22 protein-coding genes are annotated in these 21,696 nt (G+C 40.5%); 12 read left to right on the top strand and 10 right to left on the bottom strand.

From position 1 onward, the window contains the following. Positions 1-7: 7 nt before the first annotated feature. Both MMU07_RS03965 and queA read right to left on the bottom strand, forming a co-directional pair. Complete coding sequence (locus MMU07_RS03965) at positions 8-688, bottom strand: 2-C-methyl-D-erythritol 4-phosphate cytidylyltransferase (RefSeq protein ID WP_241124542.1); 681 nt, start codon at positions 686-688, stop codon at positions 8-10. A gap of 105 nt (positions 689-793) precedes the next feature. Next, positions 794-1,843, bottom strand: a complete 1,050-nt coding sequence (queA, locus tag MMU07_RS03960; protein ID WP_241124541.1) for a tRNA preQ1(34) S-adenosylmethionine ribosyltransferase-isomerase QueA — start codon at positions 1,841-1,843, stop codon at positions 794-796. Positions 1,844-1,965: 122 nt separating this feature from the next. On the opposite strand from queA, the gene MMU07_RS03955 reads away from it, so the two are divergent. Then, a complete protein-coding gene (locus MMU07_RS03955; protein WP_241124540.1) occupies positions 1,966-3,210 on the top strand; it encodes an ABC transporter permease in 1,245 nt (414 codons plus the stop codon). An 86-nt stretch (positions 3,211-3,296) separates the two neighbouring features. Here MMU07_RS03955 and recA read toward each other — a convergent pair whose 3' ends face one another. Continuing rightward, a complete protein-coding gene (gene recA / locus MMU07_RS03950; RefSeq protein ID WP_241124539.1) occupies positions 3,297-4,328 on the bottom strand; it encodes a recombinase RecA in 1,032 nt (343 codons plus the stop codon). A gap of 180 nt (positions 4,329-4,508) precedes the next feature. On the opposite strand from recA, the gene MMU07_RS03945 reads away from it, so the two are divergent. The 3 genes from MMU07_RS03945 (at position 4,509) to MMU07_RS03935 (ending at position 7,223) form a co-directional block, all read left to right on the top strand. After that, positions 4,509-5,297, top strand: a complete 789-nt coding sequence (locus MMU07_RS03945; protein ID WP_241124538.1) for a DUF3108 domain-containing protein — start codon at positions 4,509-4,511, stop codon at positions 5,295-5,297. A 151-nt stretch (positions 5,298-5,448) separates the two neighbouring features. After that, complete coding sequence (locus tag MMU07_RS03940; RefSeq protein ID WP_241124537.1) at positions 5,449-6,138, top strand: response regulator transcription factor; 690 nt, start codon at positions 5,449-5,451, stop codon at positions 6,136-6,138. Between the two features lie 2 nt (positions 6,139-6,140). After that, positions 6,141-7,223, top strand: coding sequence for a sensor histidine kinase (locus tag MMU07_RS03935; RefSeq protein WP_241124536.1), 1,083 nt, complete (start codon positions 6,141-6,143; stop codon positions 7,221-7,223). 16 nt (positions 7,224-7,239) lie between these two features. On the opposite strand, the gene MMU07_RS03930 is transcribed toward MMU07_RS03935, so the two are convergent. Continuing rightward, entirely contained in the window at positions 7,240-7,623 is a 384-nt protein-coding gene (locus tag MMU07_RS03930; protein WP_241124535.1) for a DUF3037 domain-containing protein, read from the bottom strand. Further along, the gene (locus MMU07_RS03925; RefSeq protein WP_241124534.1) at positions 7,601-8,404 is read right to left on the bottom strand and encodes a HipA family kinase; all 804 of its coding nucleotides are present in this window, start codon (positions 8,402-8,404) and stop codon (positions 7,601-7,603) included. The genes MMU07_RS03930 and MMU07_RS03925 overlap by 23 nt, the downstream gene beginning before the upstream one ends. A 245-nt stretch (positions 8,405-8,649) precedes the next feature. Between MMU07_RS03925 and MMU07_RS03920 the strand changes: the two genes are divergently transcribed. The 6 genes from MMU07_RS03920 to tsf all read left to right on the top strand — a co-directional run bounded on the left by MMU07_RS03920 (position 8,650) and on the right by tsf (position 12,797). Next, positions 8,650-9,126, top strand: a complete 477-nt coding sequence (locus MMU07_RS03920; protein ID WP_241124533.1) for a hypothetical protein — start codon at positions 8,650-8,652, stop codon at positions 9,124-9,126. A gap of 102 nt (positions 9,127-9,228) precedes the next feature. Continuing rightward, entirely contained in the window at positions 9,229-9,939 is a 711-nt protein-coding gene (locus tag MMU07_RS03915) for an RluA family pseudouridine synthase (protein WP_241124532.1), read from the top strand. A gap of 121 nt (positions 9,940-10,060) precedes the next feature. Further along, positions 10,061-10,504: a 50S ribosomal protein L13 gene (gene rplM / locus MMU07_RS03910; protein WP_113925655.1), complete on the top strand. Its 444-nt coding sequence runs from the start codon at positions 10,061-10,063 to the stop codon at positions 10,502-10,504. A gap of 11 nt (positions 10,505-10,515) precedes the next feature. Then, a complete protein-coding gene (gene rpsI / locus MMU07_RS03905) occupies positions 10,516-10,902 on the top strand; it encodes a 30S ribosomal protein S9 (protein WP_241124531.1) in 387 nt (128 codons plus the stop codon). Between the two features lie 41 nt (positions 10,903-10,943). After that, complete coding sequence (rpsB, locus tag MMU07_RS03900; RefSeq protein ID WP_241124530.1) at positions 10,944-11,705, top strand: 30S ribosomal protein S2; 762 nt, start codon at positions 10,944-10,946, stop codon at positions 11,703-11,705. A gap of 261 nt (positions 11,706-11,966) precedes the next feature. Continuing rightward, positions 11,967-12,797 carry a translation elongation factor Ts gene (gene tsf, locus MMU07_RS03895; RefSeq protein ID WP_241124529.1) on the top strand — a complete coding sequence of 277 codons (831 nt, stop codon included), beginning with the start codon at positions 11,967-11,969 and terminating at the stop codon, positions 12,795-12,797. 74 nt (positions 12,798-12,871) lie between these two features. On the opposite strand, the gene MMU07_RS03890 is transcribed toward tsf, so the two are convergent. The 5 genes from MMU07_RS03890 to MMU07_RS03870 all read right to left on the bottom strand — a co-directional run bounded on the left by MMU07_RS03890 (position 12,872) and on the right by MMU07_RS03870 (position 18,538). Further along, positions 12,872-14,323, bottom strand: coding sequence for an arylsulfatase (locus tag MMU07_RS03890; RefSeq protein WP_241124528.1), 1,452 nt, complete (start codon positions 14,321-14,323; stop codon positions 12,872-12,874). A gap of 53 nt (positions 14,324-14,376) precedes the next feature. Continuing rightward, entirely contained in the window at positions 14,377-14,991 is a 615-nt protein-coding gene (locus tag MMU07_RS03885) for a DUF4230 domain-containing protein (protein WP_241124527.1), read from the bottom strand. Between the two features lie 67 nt (positions 14,992-15,058). After that, the gene (locus MMU07_RS03880) at positions 15,059-15,754 is read right to left on the bottom strand and encodes a hypothetical protein (protein WP_241124526.1); all 696 of its coding nucleotides are present in this window, start codon (positions 15,752-15,754) and stop codon (positions 15,059-15,061) included. Positions 15,755-15,760: 6 nt separating this feature from the next. Further along, a complete protein-coding gene (locus tag MMU07_RS03875; protein WP_241124525.1) occupies positions 15,761-17,146 on the bottom strand; it encodes a site-specific DNA-methyltransferase in 1,386 nt (461 codons plus the stop codon). A 72-nt stretch (positions 17,147-17,218) separates the two neighbouring features. Continuing rightward, positions 17,219-18,538, bottom strand: coding sequence for an acetylxylan esterase (locus MMU07_RS03870; protein WP_241124524.1), 1,320 nt, complete (start codon positions 18,536-18,538; stop codon positions 17,219-17,221). A gap of 328 nt (positions 18,539-18,866) precedes the next feature. Between MMU07_RS03870 and MMU07_RS03865 the strand changes: the two genes are divergently transcribed. Both MMU07_RS03865 and MMU07_RS03860 read left to right on the top strand, forming a co-directional pair. Then, positions 18,867-20,903: a S9 family peptidase gene (locus tag MMU07_RS03865; RefSeq protein ID WP_241124523.1), complete on the top strand. Its 2,037-nt coding sequence runs from the start codon at positions 18,867-18,869 to the stop codon at positions 20,901-20,903. 583 nt (positions 20,904-21,486) lie between these two features. Continuing rightward, positions 21,487-21,669 carry a type II toxin-antitoxin system HicA family toxin gene (locus tag MMU07_RS03860; RefSeq protein ID WP_241124522.1) on the top strand — a complete coding sequence of 61 codons (183 nt, stop codon included), beginning with the start codon at positions 21,487-21,489 and terminating at the stop codon, positions 21,667-21,669. Positions 21,670-21,696: the final 27 nt, after the last annotated feature.

Raw genomic sequence — 21,696 nt, 5'->3', positions numbered from 1 at the left:
ACGGATGCTAACTATTCCGCCTGCTGATCAAAAAGTCGGCGTAAACCATGTCATCAGGACTGGTGATTTTGATGTTTTCGGGATTTCCAGAAATCAACTCCACCTGCCATCCCTGATGTTCATACACGGTGGCATCGTCTGTAAAGTGGTATAGTTCGGTGACATCAAATGCTTTTTTGATTTTGGAAAGCATGAATGTCTGGGGGGTCTGTACCAATCTGAAATTTTGTCTTTCCTGAAAAAATGACTTTCCATCATCTGTTAATTTGCGAAGGGAATCCTTTAATGCAACGACAGCGATGGCAGAACCGGATTTTTCGGCGACCTCAAAACTGTCAATGATCACTTGGGGATTTACAAATGGCCTCACGCCATCATGAATAGCAACAAGACCATCTTCTGAAAGTATAGTGTCAAGTCCATTCTTGACAGATTGAAACCTGCTGTTACCCCCATTAATTACTGCATGGGGAATATCAAATTGGTATTGACTGCAAAGATCTCCCCAAAAACCAAAGTCCTTTTCAGGAATTACTAAAATCAAACGGATGTCAGGGAGAGTTTTGAAAAAAACTTCAAGGGTATGCATCAGGATTGGCTTCCCTCCTATTTCTAAATACTGCTTGGAAATAGAAGCTCCCATCCTGGTTCCGCTTCCTCCTGCTACGATGATGGCAAACTTATTCATTTTCAGATTAGATGTTCAAAAACGCATTTTGCTTTTTACCCCATTTTTAATCCAAGATCAAAAAATATAAAAAATAAAAAAAGGCTCTTCCGAGCCTCTTTTATTTTAGAGTATTAACATGGCATCTCCGTAGGAGAAAAACCTATATTTTTCTTTGACTGCTTCTTTGTATGCTTTCATTACCAAATCATACCCACCAAATGCCGATGCTGTCATCAACAGGGTAGATTCAGGCAAATGGAAATTGGTTATGAGCGCATTGGCAATTTTGAAATCGTAAGGAGGAATGATGAACTTGTCTGTCCATCCGCTGCTGACTTTCAATCTGCCATTTGCAGTGACAGAAGATTCGACCGTCTTTAAAGTAGTGGTTCCGACGGCAACAACTCTCTTTTTGTTATCCAAGGCTTCATTGACCAAATCAACAGTCTTTTGTGGAATATCATAATTTTCAGAATCCATTTTATGCTTGGTCAGGTCTTCTACATCTACTTGCCTGAAAGTACCCAACCCCACATGGAGGGTGATAGGACAGACTTCCACACCTTTCAGCTCCAGTCTTTTTAACAAATGAGGAGTGAAGTGAAGTCCTGCCGTAGGTGCAGCTACAGCACCCACATGCTTTGCAAAAATGGTCTGGTATCTTTCTCTGTCTTCGGTCTCCACTTTACGTTCAATAAATTCCTTCAAGATCGGTGTTTCGCCCAAAGTGTCTATCGTTTTGTAAAATTCCTCATCGGAGCCATCAAACAAAAATCTAATGGTCCTTCCTCGGGATGTGGTGTTGTCAATAACCTCAGCTACAAGGTCACTGTCTCCAAAATAAAGCTTGTTGCCAACTCTGATTTTTCTGGCAGGATCTACCAATACATCCCATAGTCTCAGGTCTTGATTCAATTCTCTTAAAAGAAAAACCTCGATTTTTGCACCTGTTTTTTCTTTGTTTCCGTACAACCTTGCAGGGAATACCTTGGTATCGTTCATGACAAATACGTCACCATCTCCAAAATATTCTATGATGTCTTTGAAAATACGGTGTTCAATCTCACCGGTTTTTCTATGAACCACCATGAGTCGGGATTCGTCTCTATTTGGAGTGGGATATAAAGAAATTAATTTTTTGGGGACGTCGAATTTAAAGTCGGATAACTTCATAGGTTATGAATATGATATTCTATTTCTTGATCTTAATTTAAGATTTAAAAACCGCAAAGTTAAAAATAAAAATCCCGAATTCTACTTATATTGCCAATTACTTTTAAAACAACTTCTAAGACGTGATATTTCTAAAACTAATCTGGGAAAGTGTTCGGTTTGCCATGCAGGCCCTAAAATCGAACCTGACAAGAACCATTCTTTCTCTTTTGGGGGTAACAGTGGGGATTTTCGCAATCATTGCTGTATTTACATTGGTGGATTCCCTGGAAAAAAACATCAAATCCAGCTTTAGCTTTTTAGGAAGCAATGTGGTTACTGTAAACAGATTTCAGTTTGTCGGCGGTCCGGACTATCCTTGGTGGAAATATTTTAGAAGGCCCTACAACACTTATTCTGAGTATGTTTATCTCAAAGATAAATTACAGAATGCCGAAGCCCTAGCTTTTTTTGCAGGAGCTAATACTATTGTACAACAAGGAAGTAATTCATACAAAGGCTCTAACCTAAACGGGGTGACCTACACCTATAAGGACGTATATGAAGTTCCTATCCAAAAAGGCAGGTATTTTACCGAATCAGAGATTAATGGCTCAAGAAATGTTGCGATAATCGGCGAGAAAGTAGCGAATACTTTATTCCCCAACTCAGAACCCCTAGGTAAAGAAATCAAAATCAAAGGAGCAAAATTTGTTGTAATTGGCATCTTTGAACTAGAAGGGGAAGGTTTATTCGAAATAGCTTCCAAAGACGAAGCCGTCATGATTCCTTACGGAAGCTTTACTAAGCTATTCTTTGTCGGAAAAAACGGAATAGAACCAAGTATCGCCATAAAAGGGATGGATAGTGACATCGGCATGGTAGCATTGGAAAATGAGATCATTGGTTCACTGAGAGCAAAAAGAGGGCTAAAGCCTACAGAGGAAGATAATTTCTCACTCAATAAGTCAGAGTTTATCATGAATACCATTGGATCCATTTTCGATGTAATCAGTGCAGCGGGATGGGTAATTGGAGGCTTTTCTATCTTGGTTGGGGGATTTGGGATTGCCAATATCATGTTTGTATCGGTAAAAGAGAGAACCAATATCATTGGGATCCAAAAGTCATTGGGTGCAAAAAATTACTTTATCTTATTCCAATTTTTATTTGAAGCCATATTCCTAAGTTTGATAGGCGGCCTTGCCGGTATTGTCATTGTTTACGGCCTTACTTTCCTACAATTAGGTTCATTGGAATTGGTATTGTCATTCAAAAATATAATCCTTGGGCTTGGCATTTCTTCCATTATAGGGGTTGTTTCAGGAATAGTTCCTGCGACACTTGCTGCAAGGCTCGACCCGGTGGAGGCTATCAGAGCAGCTTAACCAAAGAAAAGGCAAAAAATAACCCCATAAAATCTACTGTTTTATGGGGTTATTTTTTGCAATCCAAAACTATTTTATAGGTTTTTTTATTCCTCTTCTTTTTCTTCTTTCAAAGTGACAACTCCCAAACCGGCTTTCTCTTTGATTTTCTTTTCAAGTTCTTCCATCAGCTCTGGATTATCCAGCAAAATCGCTTTTACCGAATCTCTTCCCTGTCCCAATTTGTTTCCTTCGTAAGAGAACCAAGAACCTGCTTTCTTGATGATTTCAAATTCAACACCGATATCAATGATTTCGCCGACTTTGGAAATACCCTGACCATACATGATGTCAAATTCTACCACTTTGAACGGCGGTGCAACTTTGTTTTTTACGACTTTCACTTTTGTTCTATTACCTAAAATATTGTCTGCACCTTCCTTGATCTGTCCGATTCTCCGAATGTCAAGTCTAACAGAAGCATAGAATTTAAGGGCGTTACCACCGGTAGTGGTTTCAGGATTGCCAAACATCACCCCGATTTTGTCCCTCAGTTGGTTGATGAAAATACAGGCACAACCTGTTTTATTGATTGCTCCTGTCAATTTCCTCAACGCCTGTGACATCAATCTTGCCTGAAGACCCATTTTGCTGTCACCCATTTCACCTTCCAGTTCACCCTTTGGCACCAAAGCAGCAACGGAGTCAATCACGATGATATCAATGGCTCCAGAGCGGATCAAATGTTCTGCAATCTCCAATGCCTGTTCCCCATTATCCGGTTGGGAAATCAGCAGGTTCTCTGTATCTATTCCGAGTTTTTCGGCATAACTTTTATCAAATGCGTGTTCGGCATCAATGAAAGCAGCAAGCCCCCCAGCTTTTTGGGCTTCTGCGATGCAATGAAGCGTCAGTGTGGTTTTACCGGAAGATTCAGGACCGTAGATCTCTGTTACCCTTCCACGCGGAATTCCTCCGATACCCAAGGCCATGTCCAAGCCCAAGGAACCTGTGGAAATAGCAGGAATGTCCTGAACCTTATTGTCACTAAGTTTCATGACAGTACCTTTTCCATAAGTCTTTTCCAGCTTGTCTATGGTCAGCTGAAGTGCTTTTAATTTCTCAGTGTTAACGCTCATAATTGAATATTATCAAAACTTTGATTTGAATTTGTTAAATTATTATTGGATAATTGAGACCCGAACACTTCCCAAAAGGATTGCGTATTTATACTTTGAGCAACCAAAAATCCGTATTATTAAATATATCGCTAATATTGAAATAAGATTTGAAAACCTTTTGGTAGAACAGAAAAATTAATGAAAAAACGGTTTAAAAAGTCAGTAATTGTCTCAATTTTTTTTCTCTTGGGATGTTATTCTGGTTTTGCACAGAAAAACACTGCTTTTCAAAAAGGAGAGGAATTACTTTTTAAGGTAAGCTATGGTTTTTTTGATGCTGCCGAGGCCAAAATGGTAGTCAACCCAGAAATTTCAACTATAAATGAAATCCCTACCTACAAAATTGATGTATATGGTCAAACCCTCGGCGTCTTCAAGCTATTTTATGTGAAGGACAATTGGGGAAGTTACCTCGATACTGCAAGGATGATACCCCATCATTCTTACAGACATATAGAGGAAGGGAAATACAGAAAACATGAGCGCGTGACATTTGACCACAAAAAGAAAAATGCACATGTAAAGTTATATGACAGGGATAACCAGAATGTAATTGATACAAAAGATTATAAAATACCCGCACAAGTTCAGGATATAGTAAGTGGCTTTTACTATTTGAGAACGATTGATTTTAAAAAATACAAACCTGGAGATACCATTCACCTTGTAGGTTTTTTTGACAAGGAGATATATAACGTAAAATTAATATTCAAGAAAAAGGAATGGATAGAAACAAGTATTGGGAAATTTCAATCTTATGTCTTAGTGCCTGAAATTCCAAAAAACAAATTATTCAGGGGAGACCAGCCGGTCACAGTATGGGTGTCTGATGACAAAAATAAAATCCCGTTAAGGATAAAGGCAAAGTTGATGATTGGCTCATTGGATATGGAAATCATGGAAGCCAAAAATTTGCGTAATAATTAATTTACAGTCAGTTAATATTGAATTAACATTGGGCAGCTGAAAAAAAATTTTATGTTGTATTTGACACCTTTGACATTATTAAAACATTTTTTTGTGACGCCTTTTTATAAATTAGCATCACATTAGCGCAGAAATAACCCGCTATTTTCCCATGAGTGACAAACAAAAAGTCAAAATACTGGTCGTTGACGACGAACCTGATATCATAGATATTCTAACCTATAACCTTAAAAAAGAAGGTTACGAGGTAGAATCGGCAGAAGATGGAATAAAGGCAGTAAAAATTGCGGCAAAATTCCAACCTGATGTCATACTTTTGGACATCATGATGCCTAATCAGGATGGCGTGGAAACCTGCAGACAAATCAGGGAAATTCCGGAACTCAAAGGAACATTTATCATATTTCTTACCGCAAGAGCGGAAGAATATTCTGAAGTGGCCGCTTTTGATGTCGGTGCTGATGATTACATCACCAAGCCGATCAAACCAAGAGCACTTATGAGTAGGATTGCGGCACTCTTCAGAAGGGAATCCAAAAAAGAAAATGAGGTAGCACAAATCAAAATCAAAGACCTTATCATTGACCGGACAAGTTATACCATAGATAAAAACGGCAAGACCATCACCCTTCCCAAAAAAGAATTTGAATTACTGTACTTCCTTGCCAAAAACCCTAATATAGTCTTCAGCAGAGACGATTTATTGCAGAATATCTGGGGAACGGATGTTTTTGTTTTGGCAAGGACTGTCGACGTCCATATCAGAAAAGTCCGGGAAAAAATCGGAGAGGATTATATCACTACCGTAAAAGGTGTCGGTTATAAATTCGAATTGAATTAAATATGCTCACCACATCTAGGGGTATTTCATTGATTTTGGCATTGGCGATTTCTGCCTTGACAGTTGCTTTTTTATTGTTATTGGATGAAGCCACCCCTACCTTATTGATTGTGGCGGGTGGTATTTCATTTTCAGTTTCTTATATATTAACCAATATCACACTTGAATTTTTGGTATTCAAAGAGATCAGTGACATCTACAGCGTCTTGGAAAAAATCCAGAAAAAAGACTATTCCAACATTCCTGAAAAATCTGACAAACTCTCTATCTCTCCCTTGAGGAGAATCAATACCTCGATCAATATCTATGCACAGACCAAAAATAAAGAAATCGAAGCATTACAAAAAAATGCAGAATTCCGAAGGGAATTTATTGCTGACATCTCCCATGAATTGAAAACGCCGATTTTTGCAGCACAGGGATATATTCATACACTCCTCGATGGCGCTGTGGATGACAAATCCGTCAGGCTGAAGTTTCTCAAGCGGGCTGCAAAAAGCCTCAATGCATTGGATAAGCTTGTTCAGGATCTTCTCACTCTCAACCAAATGGAAAGCGGTGTGGTCAAATTCCATTTCGAAACTTTTGATTTAAAGGATTTGATCCATGAAGTCATCGAAGATCTGGAGCATAAAGCAGCAAAGCGGGATATGCTGATCCGTTTCTTTTATGACAAAGAAAAAACCTTCAACACAATCGCGGACAAAGAGAAAATTTTCAGGGTTTGCCAAAACCTCATTTCCAATGCCCTTAAGTACAATAATGACGGCGGCGAGGTGGAAGTCCACCTCAAAACCCACAAAAGCCAAATTACTGTTGAAGTCAAAGACAATGGAAAAGGAATTCCTCCCGAAGACCTGAAACGAATTTTTGAAAGATTTTACAGGGTGGAAAAAAGCAGGTCCCGCGAACGAGGCGGCACCGGACTCGGACTCGCAATCGTCAAACATATCCTGGAAGGGCATAAAAGCAAGATATCTGTCAGCAGTACTTTGGGCAAAGGCTCCATATTCAGTTTTGAATTGCCTCTAGAAAAAGCTCCGGCAAATACTGTCCTAAAAACCCTGAATTCCTTGTTTGTCTAAATACCTGACCAATTGGTCAGGCTACAAATTGGGCAAAAAGTTCATCCAACGTATTTTTCAAATCATCCGAAAGCCCGCCATGCGGCCTGGAGGTCTGTATCATGGAACTCCGCTGCGCTGTCAGCCACCTGAATCTTGAAGCAGGATCCATCTCAGCTATCGGACTACCGGATTTTGTTCCCTCACAAATTTTTGTAAATGAGTCCAAATAATCGCATAGCAATGCCAAATCAACCTCAGGATCCAAAGCCAATAACTTTCCTTCTTCTAGTTGAATCCTGCTTTCTAAGAAATTTTCTTTTTTAGAACAGAGAATTACGCCCACATTGACAAATTCCTCACGCTCCACCCGTGGAACTACACGGATGACCGCATACTCATATAAGTGTTTGCCTTGCATCTTGCGCTTCTTTTACAAATACATCCGAATATTCCAATCTCAGTGAAAGGAATTGTTTATACACATTCCTAGCCTCTGCAGCTGTCTCCACATCCCTGGAGGCCAAAAGCCAATCATCAGGAAGAGCTTCAATCAAGTTGTTAACCTGATCCATTTTAAGTTTCTCGCGGAATTCCCTATTCACTTCCTCTAGCCTGTCCGCATAGGGTAAAAGCACATGGTCTTTGATCGAAGGAAACGGTCCGGTTGCATGTCTTTCCCAATTGTCCCAAGAATGGTGGAATAAAAATGCCGCCCCATGGTCAATCAGCCAAAGTTCACGCTTCCAGATCAGCATATTGGTATTGCGGAAAGTCCTGTCCACATTGGTAATCAAGGCATCAAGCCACACAATCTTAGAAGCCAGAAATCCATCGACTTTGGAAGCACCGGGATCAAAAGTCAGTGCTTTGGATAAAAAGTGAAGGCCAAGATTCAGACCCTGACTGCCCTTGAGCAAATCCTGTATTTCTTCATCCCCCTCAGACCTGCCAAATGCTTCATCAAGGTAAGCAAACACCAGTTCCGGAACTTTCAGCCCAAGCATCCTTGCGATTTCCCCTCCCAACAACTCTGATATCAGGGCCTTTTCCCGCTGACCTGCCCCACGGAACTTGAGTACGTAATCAAACCCATCATCCGCTTCAGCCAATGCAGGCAATGAACCTCCTTCACGCAGCGGCATCACATAGCGCATGACATTGACCGTACGAAGGTTGAGATTTTGAAAAGTTGTATCCATGATTCATTCAATAGGATGATTTCAGCTTGTAAAGTTATTAGATCAAACCAATTCTAAATGAGTAGAATTCGGATAATCTATAATAATTATCTTAACTAGTAAATGGTAATATCTTTCCTGAGATTGAATAATTAGATTTTGATAAAATTTTTCAACGAAGTGTTTTTTTTTAAATTTATTTTGTAGTTTTAATAAGTCATATTGCAAATACATGATTTATAATGTAGCTCCTTAAATTCAATGTTATGAAAAACTTAATTTTTGCCATCATAATGGCTCTTGTTCTCATGTCCACCTCTTGTTCAAAAGATGAAGTACCCGGTTCGGCGGTAGTATTTGATATGATGTTATTTATCACGATATTAGACAGTCAAGGCAATAACTTACTTGATCCTAATCAGGAAGGATATTACGATCCGAGCAAAATCAAAATCTTTTACGAAAGGAATGGAAAGTTGGAGGAATTTTATGAAAGCCATCTTGATATGCCGAGGAACTTCCGGATAGATTCCCCAGAGTTTGGAAGGGATTATAGAATGGCTTTGGTTTTAGACTCAGAAAAAACGGTTATCCGATGGAATGAGGATGAAAGTGATGCCATTCAAGCTGAACTTTACAAAACAGACGATCCGCATATCCGAGTAACCAAGGTTTACTTTAATGGTGAAAAAAAATGGGATGCTGCCGATTTGATTGATCGAGAAATTACAATTATCAAGTAAAAAAGAGCCTTTTATAAATATCGTTTAAGATCCTTCCTCTGGGAAGGATTTTTTTTGACCAATCATTTCTCTACTTTTGCGCCTTTATTGGATTAGATAAGCATGAAAAAAATTGATTTTAAGGACCTTATTCTGTTTGAAAGCGAGGATTACCTTGTCATCAATAAGCTTCCGCATCTATCGACTTTGGACGACAGGCACGAGGCGCAAAATATCCTCGATCTTGCCAAACAATATATCTCGGATGCGCAGGTGTGCCACAGACTCGACAAGGAAACCTCAGGTTGCCTGGTCATCGCCAAAAATCCTGAAGCTTACCGGAATATTGCGATTCAGTTTGAAGACCGGAAAGTAAATAAAGTCTACCACGCTGTGGTGGAAGGCATCCACGAATACAAAGAAGTATTGGTGGACAAGAAAATCCACGCAAACAATAAAGGTATCGCCAAATTGACCAAGGATGGCAAACCTGCCCAGACCATTTTCAATACAGTCAAAACCTATTACGCCCACTCCCTGATCGAGTGCAAACCGATAACCGGAAGACTTCATCAAATCAGGATTCACCTTGCCTATCTGAGATCCCCGATATGTGGCGATGAAACTTATGGAGGCAAGCCGGTTTATCTGTCCGCACTTAAGCGACGATTCAATCTCAAAAAAGGGACTGACGAATTGCCCATTATGCAGCGTGTATCGCTCCATGCCTATTCAATTGGATTCAAAGGAACCAAAGAAGAAAAGATCGAAGTGGTCGCTCCTTACCCAAAAGACTTTGACGTTTTGGTCAAACAATTGGAGAAAAACGCCTAACTCAAAGAAAATGTGGGCAATAAATTTGTTTCTTTTGCAATAAAAAGAAATTACTTCTATCTTTGTGTCCCTTTTTGAGGGTGAAGTATATTTAACAAGCTAATAATTAAACATTTACACAGTGGATACATTAAGCTACAAGACCAAATCAGCGAATGCTGCTACTGTAGAGAAGAACTGGGTGGTAGTGGATGCCCAGGCTGCAGTATTAGGTAGATTTGCGAGTGAGGTTGCAAAAATCTTGAGGGGTAAGCACAAGCCTTACTACACCCCTCATGTAGACTGCGGAGACAACGTGATTGTCATCAATGCAGACAAGGTAAGGCTGACCGGCAGAAAAATGGACGAAAAAGTCTATGTTCGCCATACAGGCTACCCAGGTGGGCAGCGTATTTCTACCCCAAAATTGTTGAAGGCTAAGTCTTCCTCAATCCTCGTAGAAAAAGCTGTCAGAGGTATGCTTCCAAAGACCAGACTTGGAAGCCAATTGTACAGAAATCTGTTCGTTTACAATGGTCCTGAGCATCCACATGCTGCCCAGCAACCAAAAGAACTCAAATTCTAATCCTCGGATACATGGAAATTATCAACACAATAGGTAGAAGGAAGACATCAGTCGCCAGAATCTACATGAAACCAGGAAAAGGAGAGATCACTGTTAACGACAGATCGATCGAAACTTATTTCCCTTTTGATCTACATCAGATTGTTGTGAGACAACCTTTGGCACTAGTGGGTGTAGATGGATCTTACGACATCAAAATCAACGTTGACGGCGGTGGTATCAAAGGACAAGCAGAAGCAGCAAGGATGGCAATATCGAGAGCGCTTTGCGAATTCGATGCCGAACACAGATCAGCTTTGAAAAAAGAAGGTTTCCTTACAAGAGATCCAAGAATGGTCGAGCGTAAGAAGCCGGGACGTAGAAAAGCAAGAAGGAGATTCCAGTTCTCCAAACGTTAATCAGGAATTCTTTGAATTTTATATCGTAACTATATTTATTAATGGCACAAATAGAATATAAAGACTTACTGGATGCTGGTGTTCATTTCGGACACTTGACGAGAAAGTGGGATCCAAGAATGGCCCCGTATATCTTCATGGAGAAGAACGGTATCCATATCATTGACCTAAACAAAACGCTTGTTTGCCTCGAAGAAGCATCCAACGCAATCAAGCAGATCGTACGCTCAGGAAAAAAAGTAATGTTCGTCGCTACTAAAAAGCAGGCGAAAGACTTGGTAGCTGAAGAAGCACGCAGACTTAACATGCCTTACGTCACTGAAAGGTGGTTGGGCGGTATGTTGACCAACTTCGCTACTATCCGCAAGTCGTTGAAAAAAATGTCTACCATCGACAAAATGATGAAAGAAGACGCTTACACCAACCTTGCGAAAAAAGAGCGTTTGATGATCACAAGACAGAGAGAGAAAATGGAAAGTGTTTTGGGAGGTATAGCTGACCTGACCAGACTTCCTGCGGCTCTTTTTGTAGTAGACATCAAAAGAGAACACATTGCGATCGCAGAAGCACAAAAGCTTGGTATCCCTGTATTCGCTTTGGTAGATACCAACTCCAACCCAAATGAGGTGGAGTTTCCAATCCCTGCCAATGACGATGCATACAAATCCATCTCTTTGTTGATCAAAGCGTTTGGTACAGCTATCGAAGAAGGACTTTCCGAGAGGAAAAGAGACAAAGAAGATGCTAAACTTACCGAAGAGGAAGAAGCAAAAAAAGCTGTCGACGCAGAGACACAAGAGTAATCCACTTTGATATACTGATTATAAAAATTGAACATAAGGTTTCGCCCTGTGTTCAATTTTTTGTTTAATATGAAATTCTTAAAAATGATTATCCGCTACTTTGCCACTTGCTCAAAATAAAGATTTAAAGTGCGGATAATCTGTCCATAGTCCACGTTCGAAAGTCCATAAACACTACAATGGAACTTCAATCCGAGTTTTAATATGGTTTGTGGCAACAAAGCGTACATACAAATTCTTAAATAAAAAAAGACAATAACAATGGCTATTACTGCACAAGAAGTAAACAAACTGAGACAAATGACAGGTGCCGGTATGATGGACTGCAAAAAAGCCCTTACCGAAGCAGAAGGTGATTTCGAAAAAGCGATTGACATCCTTAGAAAAAAAGGTCAGAAAGTTTCGGCTTCCAGAGCTGACAGAGAAACCAAAGAAGGTACTATCGTCACTCACGTAAGTGCTGACGGAACTGTCGGTACTTTGCTTTCATTGACTTGCGAAACTGACTTTGTGGCCAAAAACGAAGGATTCGTAAGCTTCGCAAATGAATTGCTAAATATCGCAACAAGCAATCATTGTGCATCAACAGAAGAAATCCTTGCCCTTCCATATGAATCAATTTCCGTTCAGGACAAGATCATCGAAATGACAGGTAAAATCGGAGAGAAAATCGAAATCTCTCACTACGAAGTCATCAAAGGTGAAACAGTAGTTCCTTACATCCACTCCAATGGCAAATTGGGCGTTTTGGTATCTTTGGTAAACACCAAAGGTGCTGACGTAGAAGAAGCAGGAAAAGACGTAGCCATGCAGATTGCAGCCATGAATCCTGTGGCAGTAGACAAAGACGGTGTAGACGCCTCTACTGTCGAAAGAGAAATCGAAATCGGTAAAGACCAAGCAAGACAAGAAGGCAAGCCTGAAGAAATGTTGGAAAAAATCGCTTTGGGTAAACTGCAGAAGTTCTACAAAGAAAGTACTTTGCTAAGCCAGGCATTTGTGAAAGACAATTCCAAGACCATTGCACAATACCTTGACGGTGTGAGCAAAGGTTTGACTGTATCTGCTTTCAAGAGAATTACAATTGGTTAATTGGTCCCGATAGATCGGGATGGTTGATTGGTTATTAAATAATAAGAACCTTCGGTCAAAAGCCGGAGGTTTTTTTATTCAAATAATTTAAAGACAGGATTTGGAACATGTGCTGCATCGAAAAGCTTGGCCATTTCATTGACCAATTCAGGATTAGAAGTTGCCACATTTCGGGACTCTGAGGGATCATCTTTAAGGTTGTACAGTTCTATGGGAGCATTTCTGTCTTTTTTGACATTCAGCCTGACTGCTTTCCAATCGCCTTTTCTTATCGCCTGCCTGCCTCCCAATTCTACAAATTCCCAATAGAGGTATTCATGCTGCATTTGGCTTGACTCGCCTTTTAAAGTGGGGACAAATGAGATCCCGTCAATTTTGCTTTCGATTTTTTGGCCTATGATCTCAGCAAAAGTGGGTAAGAAATCCCAAAAAGCTGAAATATGGTCTGTTTGCGTAGCGGGCTTGGTTTTTCCCGGCCACTTTACAATCAGGGAAGTCCGGATTCCTCCTTCATACAAATCCCTTTTGTAACCTCTTCTGTCAGCATTACTTTGGAAAAAATCCGGGTCGTTACCACCTTCCTGATGTGGTCCGTTGTCTGAAGCAAAAAAGATGATGGTATTCTCAGTAAGTCCAAGTTCTTCGAGTTTTTGGATAATCTCTCCGACTTGCCTGTCCAATTGCCCCACTATGGCAGCATATACCGCTCGGGGATATTCCACTGACTGATAGCCGGGAATAATGATATCAGGACCGTAGTCATGCCCTTTAGGGGCTAGATACGGTTTTTCATCCCCAAACTTCTCTCTATACTTTTTCAATAATACAGTGTCGGATGTCGCCAACTCGGCATGTGGTGTCACCATAGGCACGAACATAAAGAATGGTTTGTCTTTATTGTTTTCGATAAATTGTAAGGATTCTTGATGGATGACTTCCGGCGCATAGGTGGTTTTGTTGGTCCAGTCATTCCCTTCTAGCATCACCTTTTGATTATTGTCCCAAAGGTATTCAGGATAATAACGGTGCGCATAGCGTTGACAATTGTACCCAAAGAACTTATCGAAACCTTGATTGTTGGGATCGCCTGAAGTCCCGATAAAACCCAATCCCCACTTGCCAAAAGCTCCGGTGGCATAGCCTACCCGCTTCATCATCTTTGGAATCGTCAAAACCGTATCGGGCATAGGATATTGCCCTTCAGGTTGTACTTCAAAATTCCCCCTGATCGGCGTATGCCCCGTATGCAATCCAGTCATCAAAGCTGACCGCGACGGTGCGCAAACGGTAGTTCCCGTATAATGATTGGTAAACAACATCCCTTCTCCTGCAAGTTTATCGATATTGGGAGTTTCTATCTTAGTTTGACCTGTCACCCCCAAGTCTCCATAGCCAAGGTCATCGGCAAGAATAAAAATGATGTTGGGTTTCGCGGATTCTATTTCCTCTATGGATTTTTCTTTGCTTTGTCCACAGGAAATCAAACCAATGACCAGAAAAAAGAAAAGGAAGAATTGGAGTTTCATAATTCAGTTTTAGTTCAGGAAAATAAATATTATGGAAATAAAGTCGTAACTTCTTAACGCTCCAGATTTTTCATCTGCTCAGGATTGTCAATAATGAGTTCATTATACTTCAGTGTCCAGCCCATGGATTTGGTAAGGATATAAATATTCACGAGCTCGCTCATCAATCTCTCCTGTGCATTGTCTTTTAGGCTTGAAGATTCTATTTTTTTGCGGAACTGGGCGGTCACGCTATTCTTGATTTTATTGTAATCCTTGGCTTCAAATTTATTGAAGTAATCCTGCGTCACATCATAATATTCGATTTCAGGATAGATATTGATGACAGGTTCCGGGATTTTTGTGATGACCACAGTTTTGTTTTCTTCATCTATCCTCGTTTCCAACTGCCTCAGGTCATATTCCACTGTCGCTTTGGCGTTTGCCACAACCAAGGCTTTTTTGTCCGAAGTGACGATATCCAAAAAAAGATTCTGTGAATTTTTGAAGGTAAATACCTGTGAAAAGTAACCCTCTGTCACAATGAGCTTCCCGACATTTTGGATTTGTTGCTGAATCATGGCGGAATTGGCGCGGGTCTCGTCTTTGTTTTCCCTTTTTCCTACAAAATACCAGATGCTACCAAGAACCAAAAGAGCCGCAATAAAGCCGAAAATAAACCTGTTCATGATTAAAGATTTTGCTTAAAGTTGGAGAAAATAAAGTGCGTTTACAAAGAAATTTGGAGGATCCGAATCAAATAGATTTCAAGAAATAGATCAGTTCAACAGGTTTGTTTGATTCCAGAATCCTGCAGGACCAAAACTCCCGCTTTGACTTCTGAAAAGTCCAAGTCCTTTCTCTTTCTCCCATTAGATATATCCTTGTCACCAAAGTAATTTTATCAATCCAACCCACAAAATACATGTCTGTCCTGTACCGCTTGGCAGAAAAAGCATCGTACAGGTATTTGGGATCTTTATTACCCAAATCAAGCTTTAAAGCCTTTAGCCAGTCGTCTTTTGCTTTTCTCCTTTGGTTGAAAAAAACCTGCAAGTGAATATCCCCTCTGAGATTTTCGATTTTTTCCTCCCTTTTGATCAGCTTGATATCTCGGTTTAAAACAGCATTTTGAATTGTCAGGTCTGCATCAGGAACCAGGGAAGTCTTGAGCTCAATATTTTGGCCTTTGTATACAAAGTCTATGTCTACCTGATCGTCCTCCAATATCAGATTCGTCCTTTCAACTTCTATCCCATTTTCTTTGAGCCATTTTCGGATCGCAAATTCCCCCAAATACCCTCTGATCATGCAATCAAATTGGATGTTTGGATGACGGAAACGGAGGTTATCCAATTCGGAAATACTGGTATTTTCAATTGCTTTTTGGATCGATTCGAGGATTTCGGGTTCGGTCAGAGGAAGATGAAGGATATGCTCGATACTGACCATTGGTTATCATTTTGATGAAAAAATGAGATTGTCTTTCTTTTCGGTCTTTGGGTCCTTTTCCTCAAATGCCGCCTTGAAGTATTTCAGATTTTGGGCAATCGGCGGATGAAGTTTTTTGGGTCCCTGATAGCCTTGGATGACTTTGGAAACGCGGGTATAGGTCACTTCTTCGCAAATATTGTTCTCGTTGTTGGTACAGAGGATAAATTGCCTCTTGCCATTATCCGCTTCATTGGCTTTTAAAACGGCATGCCCGGTCGTACCCGATCCGGCAAAAAAGTCCAGCACGGTGATTTCTTTGGATTCAAACAAATCGATACAAAACCTGATCAAGCCTATCGGTTTTGGAAATTTGAAAATACTCTGCGCCACCACTTCATTCAGTTCCTGACTTCCTTCCGAATTCAAAAACTGGATCAAAGCACGGTAGGGAAGCTGCCGCTCTCGCCGCCTATTTAGGTTGTCGACAAATTGGTACTGTTTGATATAGACTTTCCATTGCTTGTTGGTTTTTTTGAATACGATAAAATCGTTTTCAATTCCCCATTTCAATTTGTCCTGATTCCACCTCCAGGTATTGGGCTTCCCAAATTTTCCTCCCGAAAACATCACTGTGCCGTCCGGTGCTGTGATGACATAATCCATGCTTTCACTATACGACCCACGGTAATCCAAATCACGCAGGTAATATTTCCCCCTAAACTCCACATGTGCGTCCGAAAGCCTGTATTTCTTGTCACTTTCCACATCGAGCTTCTCCTTCGCAAACTTCAATTCGGCTTTGTCTTTTGCGAAGCAAAGCATGTAGTCAAACTCCACTGCGACCTGACCGCTGTCATGTCCGGAACCTGCTTTATTTTTTCTGACAAATTGGGCTACAAAATTTTCCTCCCCAAAAATCTCCTGACAGAGCAACTTCAGTTGCGCAATCTCATTGTCATCGATGGAAATAAAAATCGCACCTGTGTTTTTCAAAAGGCTTTTAGCAAGATTCAGCCGCTTCCACATAAAAGACAACCACTTGCTGTGGCGGTAACCGTCATTGATGTCCACATAGCGGTCATTGTATAGAAACTCGTTTTCTTTCCCGGTATTGTATGGTGGATCTATGTAAATGAGGTCAATCTTGCCTTGATGGGTCTGATTTAAAACTGTGAGTGAGTGAAAATTGTCGCCTTCTATCAGCATATGGGTGGGCTGATCGACACTGTTGAAAATCTCCCTGTCTTGGATTTCCTGCAATACCGGAATTTTATCCTGAATTTCAGCAACCACTTTTTCGGGTTCCTTTTCTTCCTCCCATACCAATCCATACTTCCTGCTTCTGTCCAAGTGGTGGATCATCTCAAGAAGTTGTTCTTTGGAAAGGTTACTGTAATCGTTATCGGCCATTCAAAATTTTTGTTCAAATTAAAGACTAAAAATACAATTAAATCTCAAAATGACAGTCCAAAACCACAAGACCTATTTGAATTTCCCAAAAATCCAGTCGTCTGCTTTTTTACCTTGCTCTGGATAAGTCCAATGTCCTGTCTCAGGTACGACAAACACAACCTTTGAAGCCTTGATTTCATTGAAAGCGGAATAGTAAGAAGTCGGTGGACAGGTGTCATCATTGTATCCCCAAGTGTAAAATCCGGGGGTTTTGAGAATCCTTGCAAAATTGACCACATCATAATAACCTATGGTTTCGATGACTTCGGGCTTGTTGAATTTCTGTAAATTATTACCGGCAAAAACATGGGGCCAACCTCCTGCCCTGCCTTCGAGATAACCTGTCATGTCACTCATCGCCGGATACATGGCAGTGAGGTATTTGATCCGGGGATCCAACGCCGCTGTAATGATTGACAACGCGCCACCCTGACTTCCGCCTTGGATACCTAGATTTTTGCCGTCATATTCAGGTAGAGAAACCAAAAAGTCAACCGCACGGATACATCCCAAATAAACCCTCTTGTAATAGTAAAGGTCTTTGTCCCAAATATTAAAAGTCGGATAACCGTTCAGAGCCGCAGAACCAAGGTTGTTGTATACTTCCTGATTCATGTCAATCGGAATTCCATGGATTCCAATCTGCAAGGTAATCGCGCCACGGACGGATTTGTTGGCATCACCGAAGTAAGGCCTGATACCTGCACCGGGGACCAACAAAATAGCAGGATACTTAGCGCCACCTTTGGGTACTGTCAAGACGCCATAAATTCGGCTGTTTCGCACATTTTGAAAATTGACATGATAGACATCCACTTGGTCTGTGCTTCTTTCAGGTTGGTGGATTATCTTGGCATCCATCGGGATTTTGGCAAGTTCAGCTTTTCCTGTATTCCAAAAATCCTCAAAATCCTTTGGCATTTTGACGGTTGGTTTGATTTTTTCAGGTTCAAATCCTGCGGTTCCGATTCCTCTGTATTCCTTTCCATCTATGGTTGCAAATACTTCACATCTGAGAAATCCGGGATTTTTCATAGTGAATTTTTCGATGGTTGCCTTTCCATCTTTCAGTTTCAAAGAGCCCTCTTTGATCGGATCCATTTTTTCTTCTTTGACTACATAGCGGACATTTTCTACAGCTACCGGTCGGCCTGATTGGGTGACAGAAACAGAAAATTCCACATTTTGACCTGTTTTATAAGTCCAATCTTCCCTGTCTGGGACGACAGAGATTTCGAGAAACTGCCTTGGGATCTGGGAAAAAGATTCAAAAGAAATGCTAAAGCAAAGCAGAAGCAGCATTCCAAATTGGAAATGCAGGTTTAGTTTGAAAGTTGATTTTTGATTCATGTCATTTTGGTTTGTCGAAGTAATATACTTTGAAATATGGTTGCTTGCAATTCTTAACCTTTGTCAATAATAAGGCAATTAGATACTCATTGATATTGAGATATTTTTTGATATTGCTCTAGCTCTCAATTTTTTCTTTAACATTTATGGTCCCTAATTAAGCTTATTTTGTACTTCTTTTAATTATCTCAAAGAATTTGAAAGGAACCTTATAATTCTTTTTTTCAACAATTGTTGTGATATTTCATTTTAGGCTATTAAAAAGGAATGCCTTACCTTATATTCAATTTCAATAAAACATCATCATTCACCAGCCAAACTCCCCCTCATGAAACGCATAATAAGCCACTTACCCATTTTATTACTCCTTTTTTCCTTTGAGACTTTTGGACAGACAAAATCTAACCTGACACTTTTGGATCTATTTGATCTGGAATATGTCTCCGATCCGCAGATATCACCGGATGGCAGCAAGATCATTTATGTCCGCAATTTCAAGGATATCATGACTGACAGTGATCTCTCCAATCTCTGGATGGTCAATTTTGATGGGAGTCAAAACAGGCCGCTGACCCAAGGCAATCAGCGGGATTTTATGCCGAGATGGTCACATGACGGCAGCAAGATTGTATTCAAATCCAATATGCAGGATGACAAAATGAAGCTTTTTATGATGTACCTGGACACCAAAGAAACTGTCGCTTTGACAAACTCGGCGATTGCGCCCGGAGAGGTATCGTGGTCAGCAGATGACAAACATTTGGCCTTTTCCATGTTTGTCCCAAAACAAAACAAGGCATCATTACTCAAAATCCCCACCAAACCTGAGGGAGCAAAATGGAACGATACGCCGATTTACATCGATCAGATGAATTACAAAAGTGATGGTGCGGGTTATTTAAAAAGCGGCAATACGCAGATTTTCATTTTGGGAATCGACGGCGGAAAACCTACCCAACTCACTTTTTCTGAATTGAACCATGGCAATCCAATTTGGTCTAAAGACGGAAAATCGCTCATCTTTTCTGCAAACCTCCACGAAAAGCACGAGCTCGAACCATTGAATTCCGAAGTTTACCAACTCACCCTTTCTGATGGAAAAATCACTCCTTTGACCAAAAGATTTGGTCCGGATTCTAATCCAGTATTGTCTCCTGATGGGAGCAAAATCGCCTATTTGGGATTTGATGATAGGTTTCAGGGATATCAAGTGACCAAACTCTATGTTATGAACGCCGACGGAACAGATTCCAAAATGCTCGGTGGGGATCTCGACCGAGATATTGAAAATATCATTTGGGAAGGAAACAGTAGGGGAATCTATTTCCAATATGGCGAACATGGAGATATCAAAATAGGCCATGTTGCCTTGACAGGAAAAGTACGGACCATCACGGAGGGACTTGGGGGCTTGGATCTAGGAAGGCCATATGTTGTGGGACAGTTTACAGTATCTGCCAACAACAGATTTGCTTATACCTTGGGCGGAACAGAGCATCCGGCGGATTTGGGTACTTGGGGAGATGGAAATACCAACAGGCTTACAAGGGTAAATGAGGATTTATTCAATTCAAGAAAAATAGGAAATGTTGAAGAAATCTGGTGGGAATCGTCTTTTGACAAAAGGAAAGTACAAGGATGGATCATCTCGCCACCGGATTTTGACCCAAACAAAAAATACCCGATGATCCTCGAAATCCACGGCGGTCCATTCACCATGTATGGCAAATCATTCACTTATGAATTGCAATCAATGGCTGCCGCAGGCTATGTCGTGCTCTATACCAATCCAAGAGGAAGCACCGGATATGGAGAAGAATTTGGAAACCTCATCCACCACAATTACCCAAGCAACGACTATGATGACTTGATGTCGGGCGTAGATGCGTTAATTGCCAAAGGCTACATCGATACCAAAAATCTGTTCGTCACCGGAGGAAGCGGTGGGGGTGTTTTGACCGCTTGGATTATCGGGAAGACAGACCGCTTCAAAGCTGCAGTTGTTGCCAAGCCCGTTATCAATTGGTATAGCCATTCCCTCTATGCTGATAATCCGGCGTTCTTTACCAAGTATTGGTTCCCGGGAAAACCTTGGGAAGAAACTGAAAATTATATGAAGCGCTCTCCGATTTCCTTGGTCGGCAATGTCAGAACCCCGACCATGTTGCTAACAGGAGAATCAGATTTCAGAACGCCCATCGGTGAATCTGAGCAATATTATGCGGCATTGAAGTTAGAAGAAGTAGAAACCGCCCTGGTCAGAATCCCCAATGCATCGCATGGTTTGGTGGACAAGCCAAGTATGCTGATGAGCAAAGTGGCAGCGATTCTGAGTTGGTTTGACCATTATAAAGAGAAGCCTTGATTTTCGTTTTCTGGGTGTAGATGGGCGTGAACGCTAGGCGTAATTTGAAATTACGCCTTTGTATGAAATGAATTTGCAATTCACTTTACCAAAAATTACTTTTCATTTGGGTGTTTGGTTGAATCCAATTACAAATTGGAAGGATAAAAGGGTGGAATTACAAATCCCACCCAGTCCTAGCATCAAGCGTTTGATTACACCCAGGTGGGGAGTTAAACAATAGTAAAAAAAAGAAAACAAATAATTTCATGAATGTATTCAACTTTCTTATAGGAGTTTCACTTTTTCTCATTTCAATAATTATTTTTATTATTCAATTTAAAGACAAAGCATATAAAAAAGGCGATTTTAATAGTGGAAATGTCAACATTTACTATGCAGGAATTGTGTCTCTTTTGGCAGGTTTATACTTCATTTTTGGATCTTTTTAAAAGGTAAGAATTTTCCTTACCAGAGGACTAGAATGGAGTTTGGCTTCCCCACACGAAAAATTCCTTATCTGCTGAATTCATTTAATCAAAAAAGTATCTAAAATGCTACTTTTTATTTTGAAAATAAGTAACTTATTTGCTACCTTAAACGTATGAAGATTAAAGACTTGCTGAAGTTACTCAAACAAGATGGCTGGTTAGAAAAAACACAAAAGGGAAGCCATCTCCAGCTTGTCCACCCAACTAAGCCGGGAAAAGTAACAGTCCCTATCCATGGAGGGGATGTACCACTTGGAACTTTAAATTCTATTCTAAAACAAGCAGGACTTAAATAGCCCTTCTAGATTTGGAAAACTCAATAC

Source organism: Cognataquiflexum nitidum, from assembly GCF_022538055.1.
Classification (GTDB): Bacteria; Bacteroidota; Bacteroidia; order Cytophagales; family Cyclobacteriaceae; genus Cognataquiflexum; species Cognataquiflexum nitidum.
The sequence above is the reverse complement of the archived record's forward strand: the minus strand, read 5'-3'. Positions and strand labels throughout refer to the sequence as shown.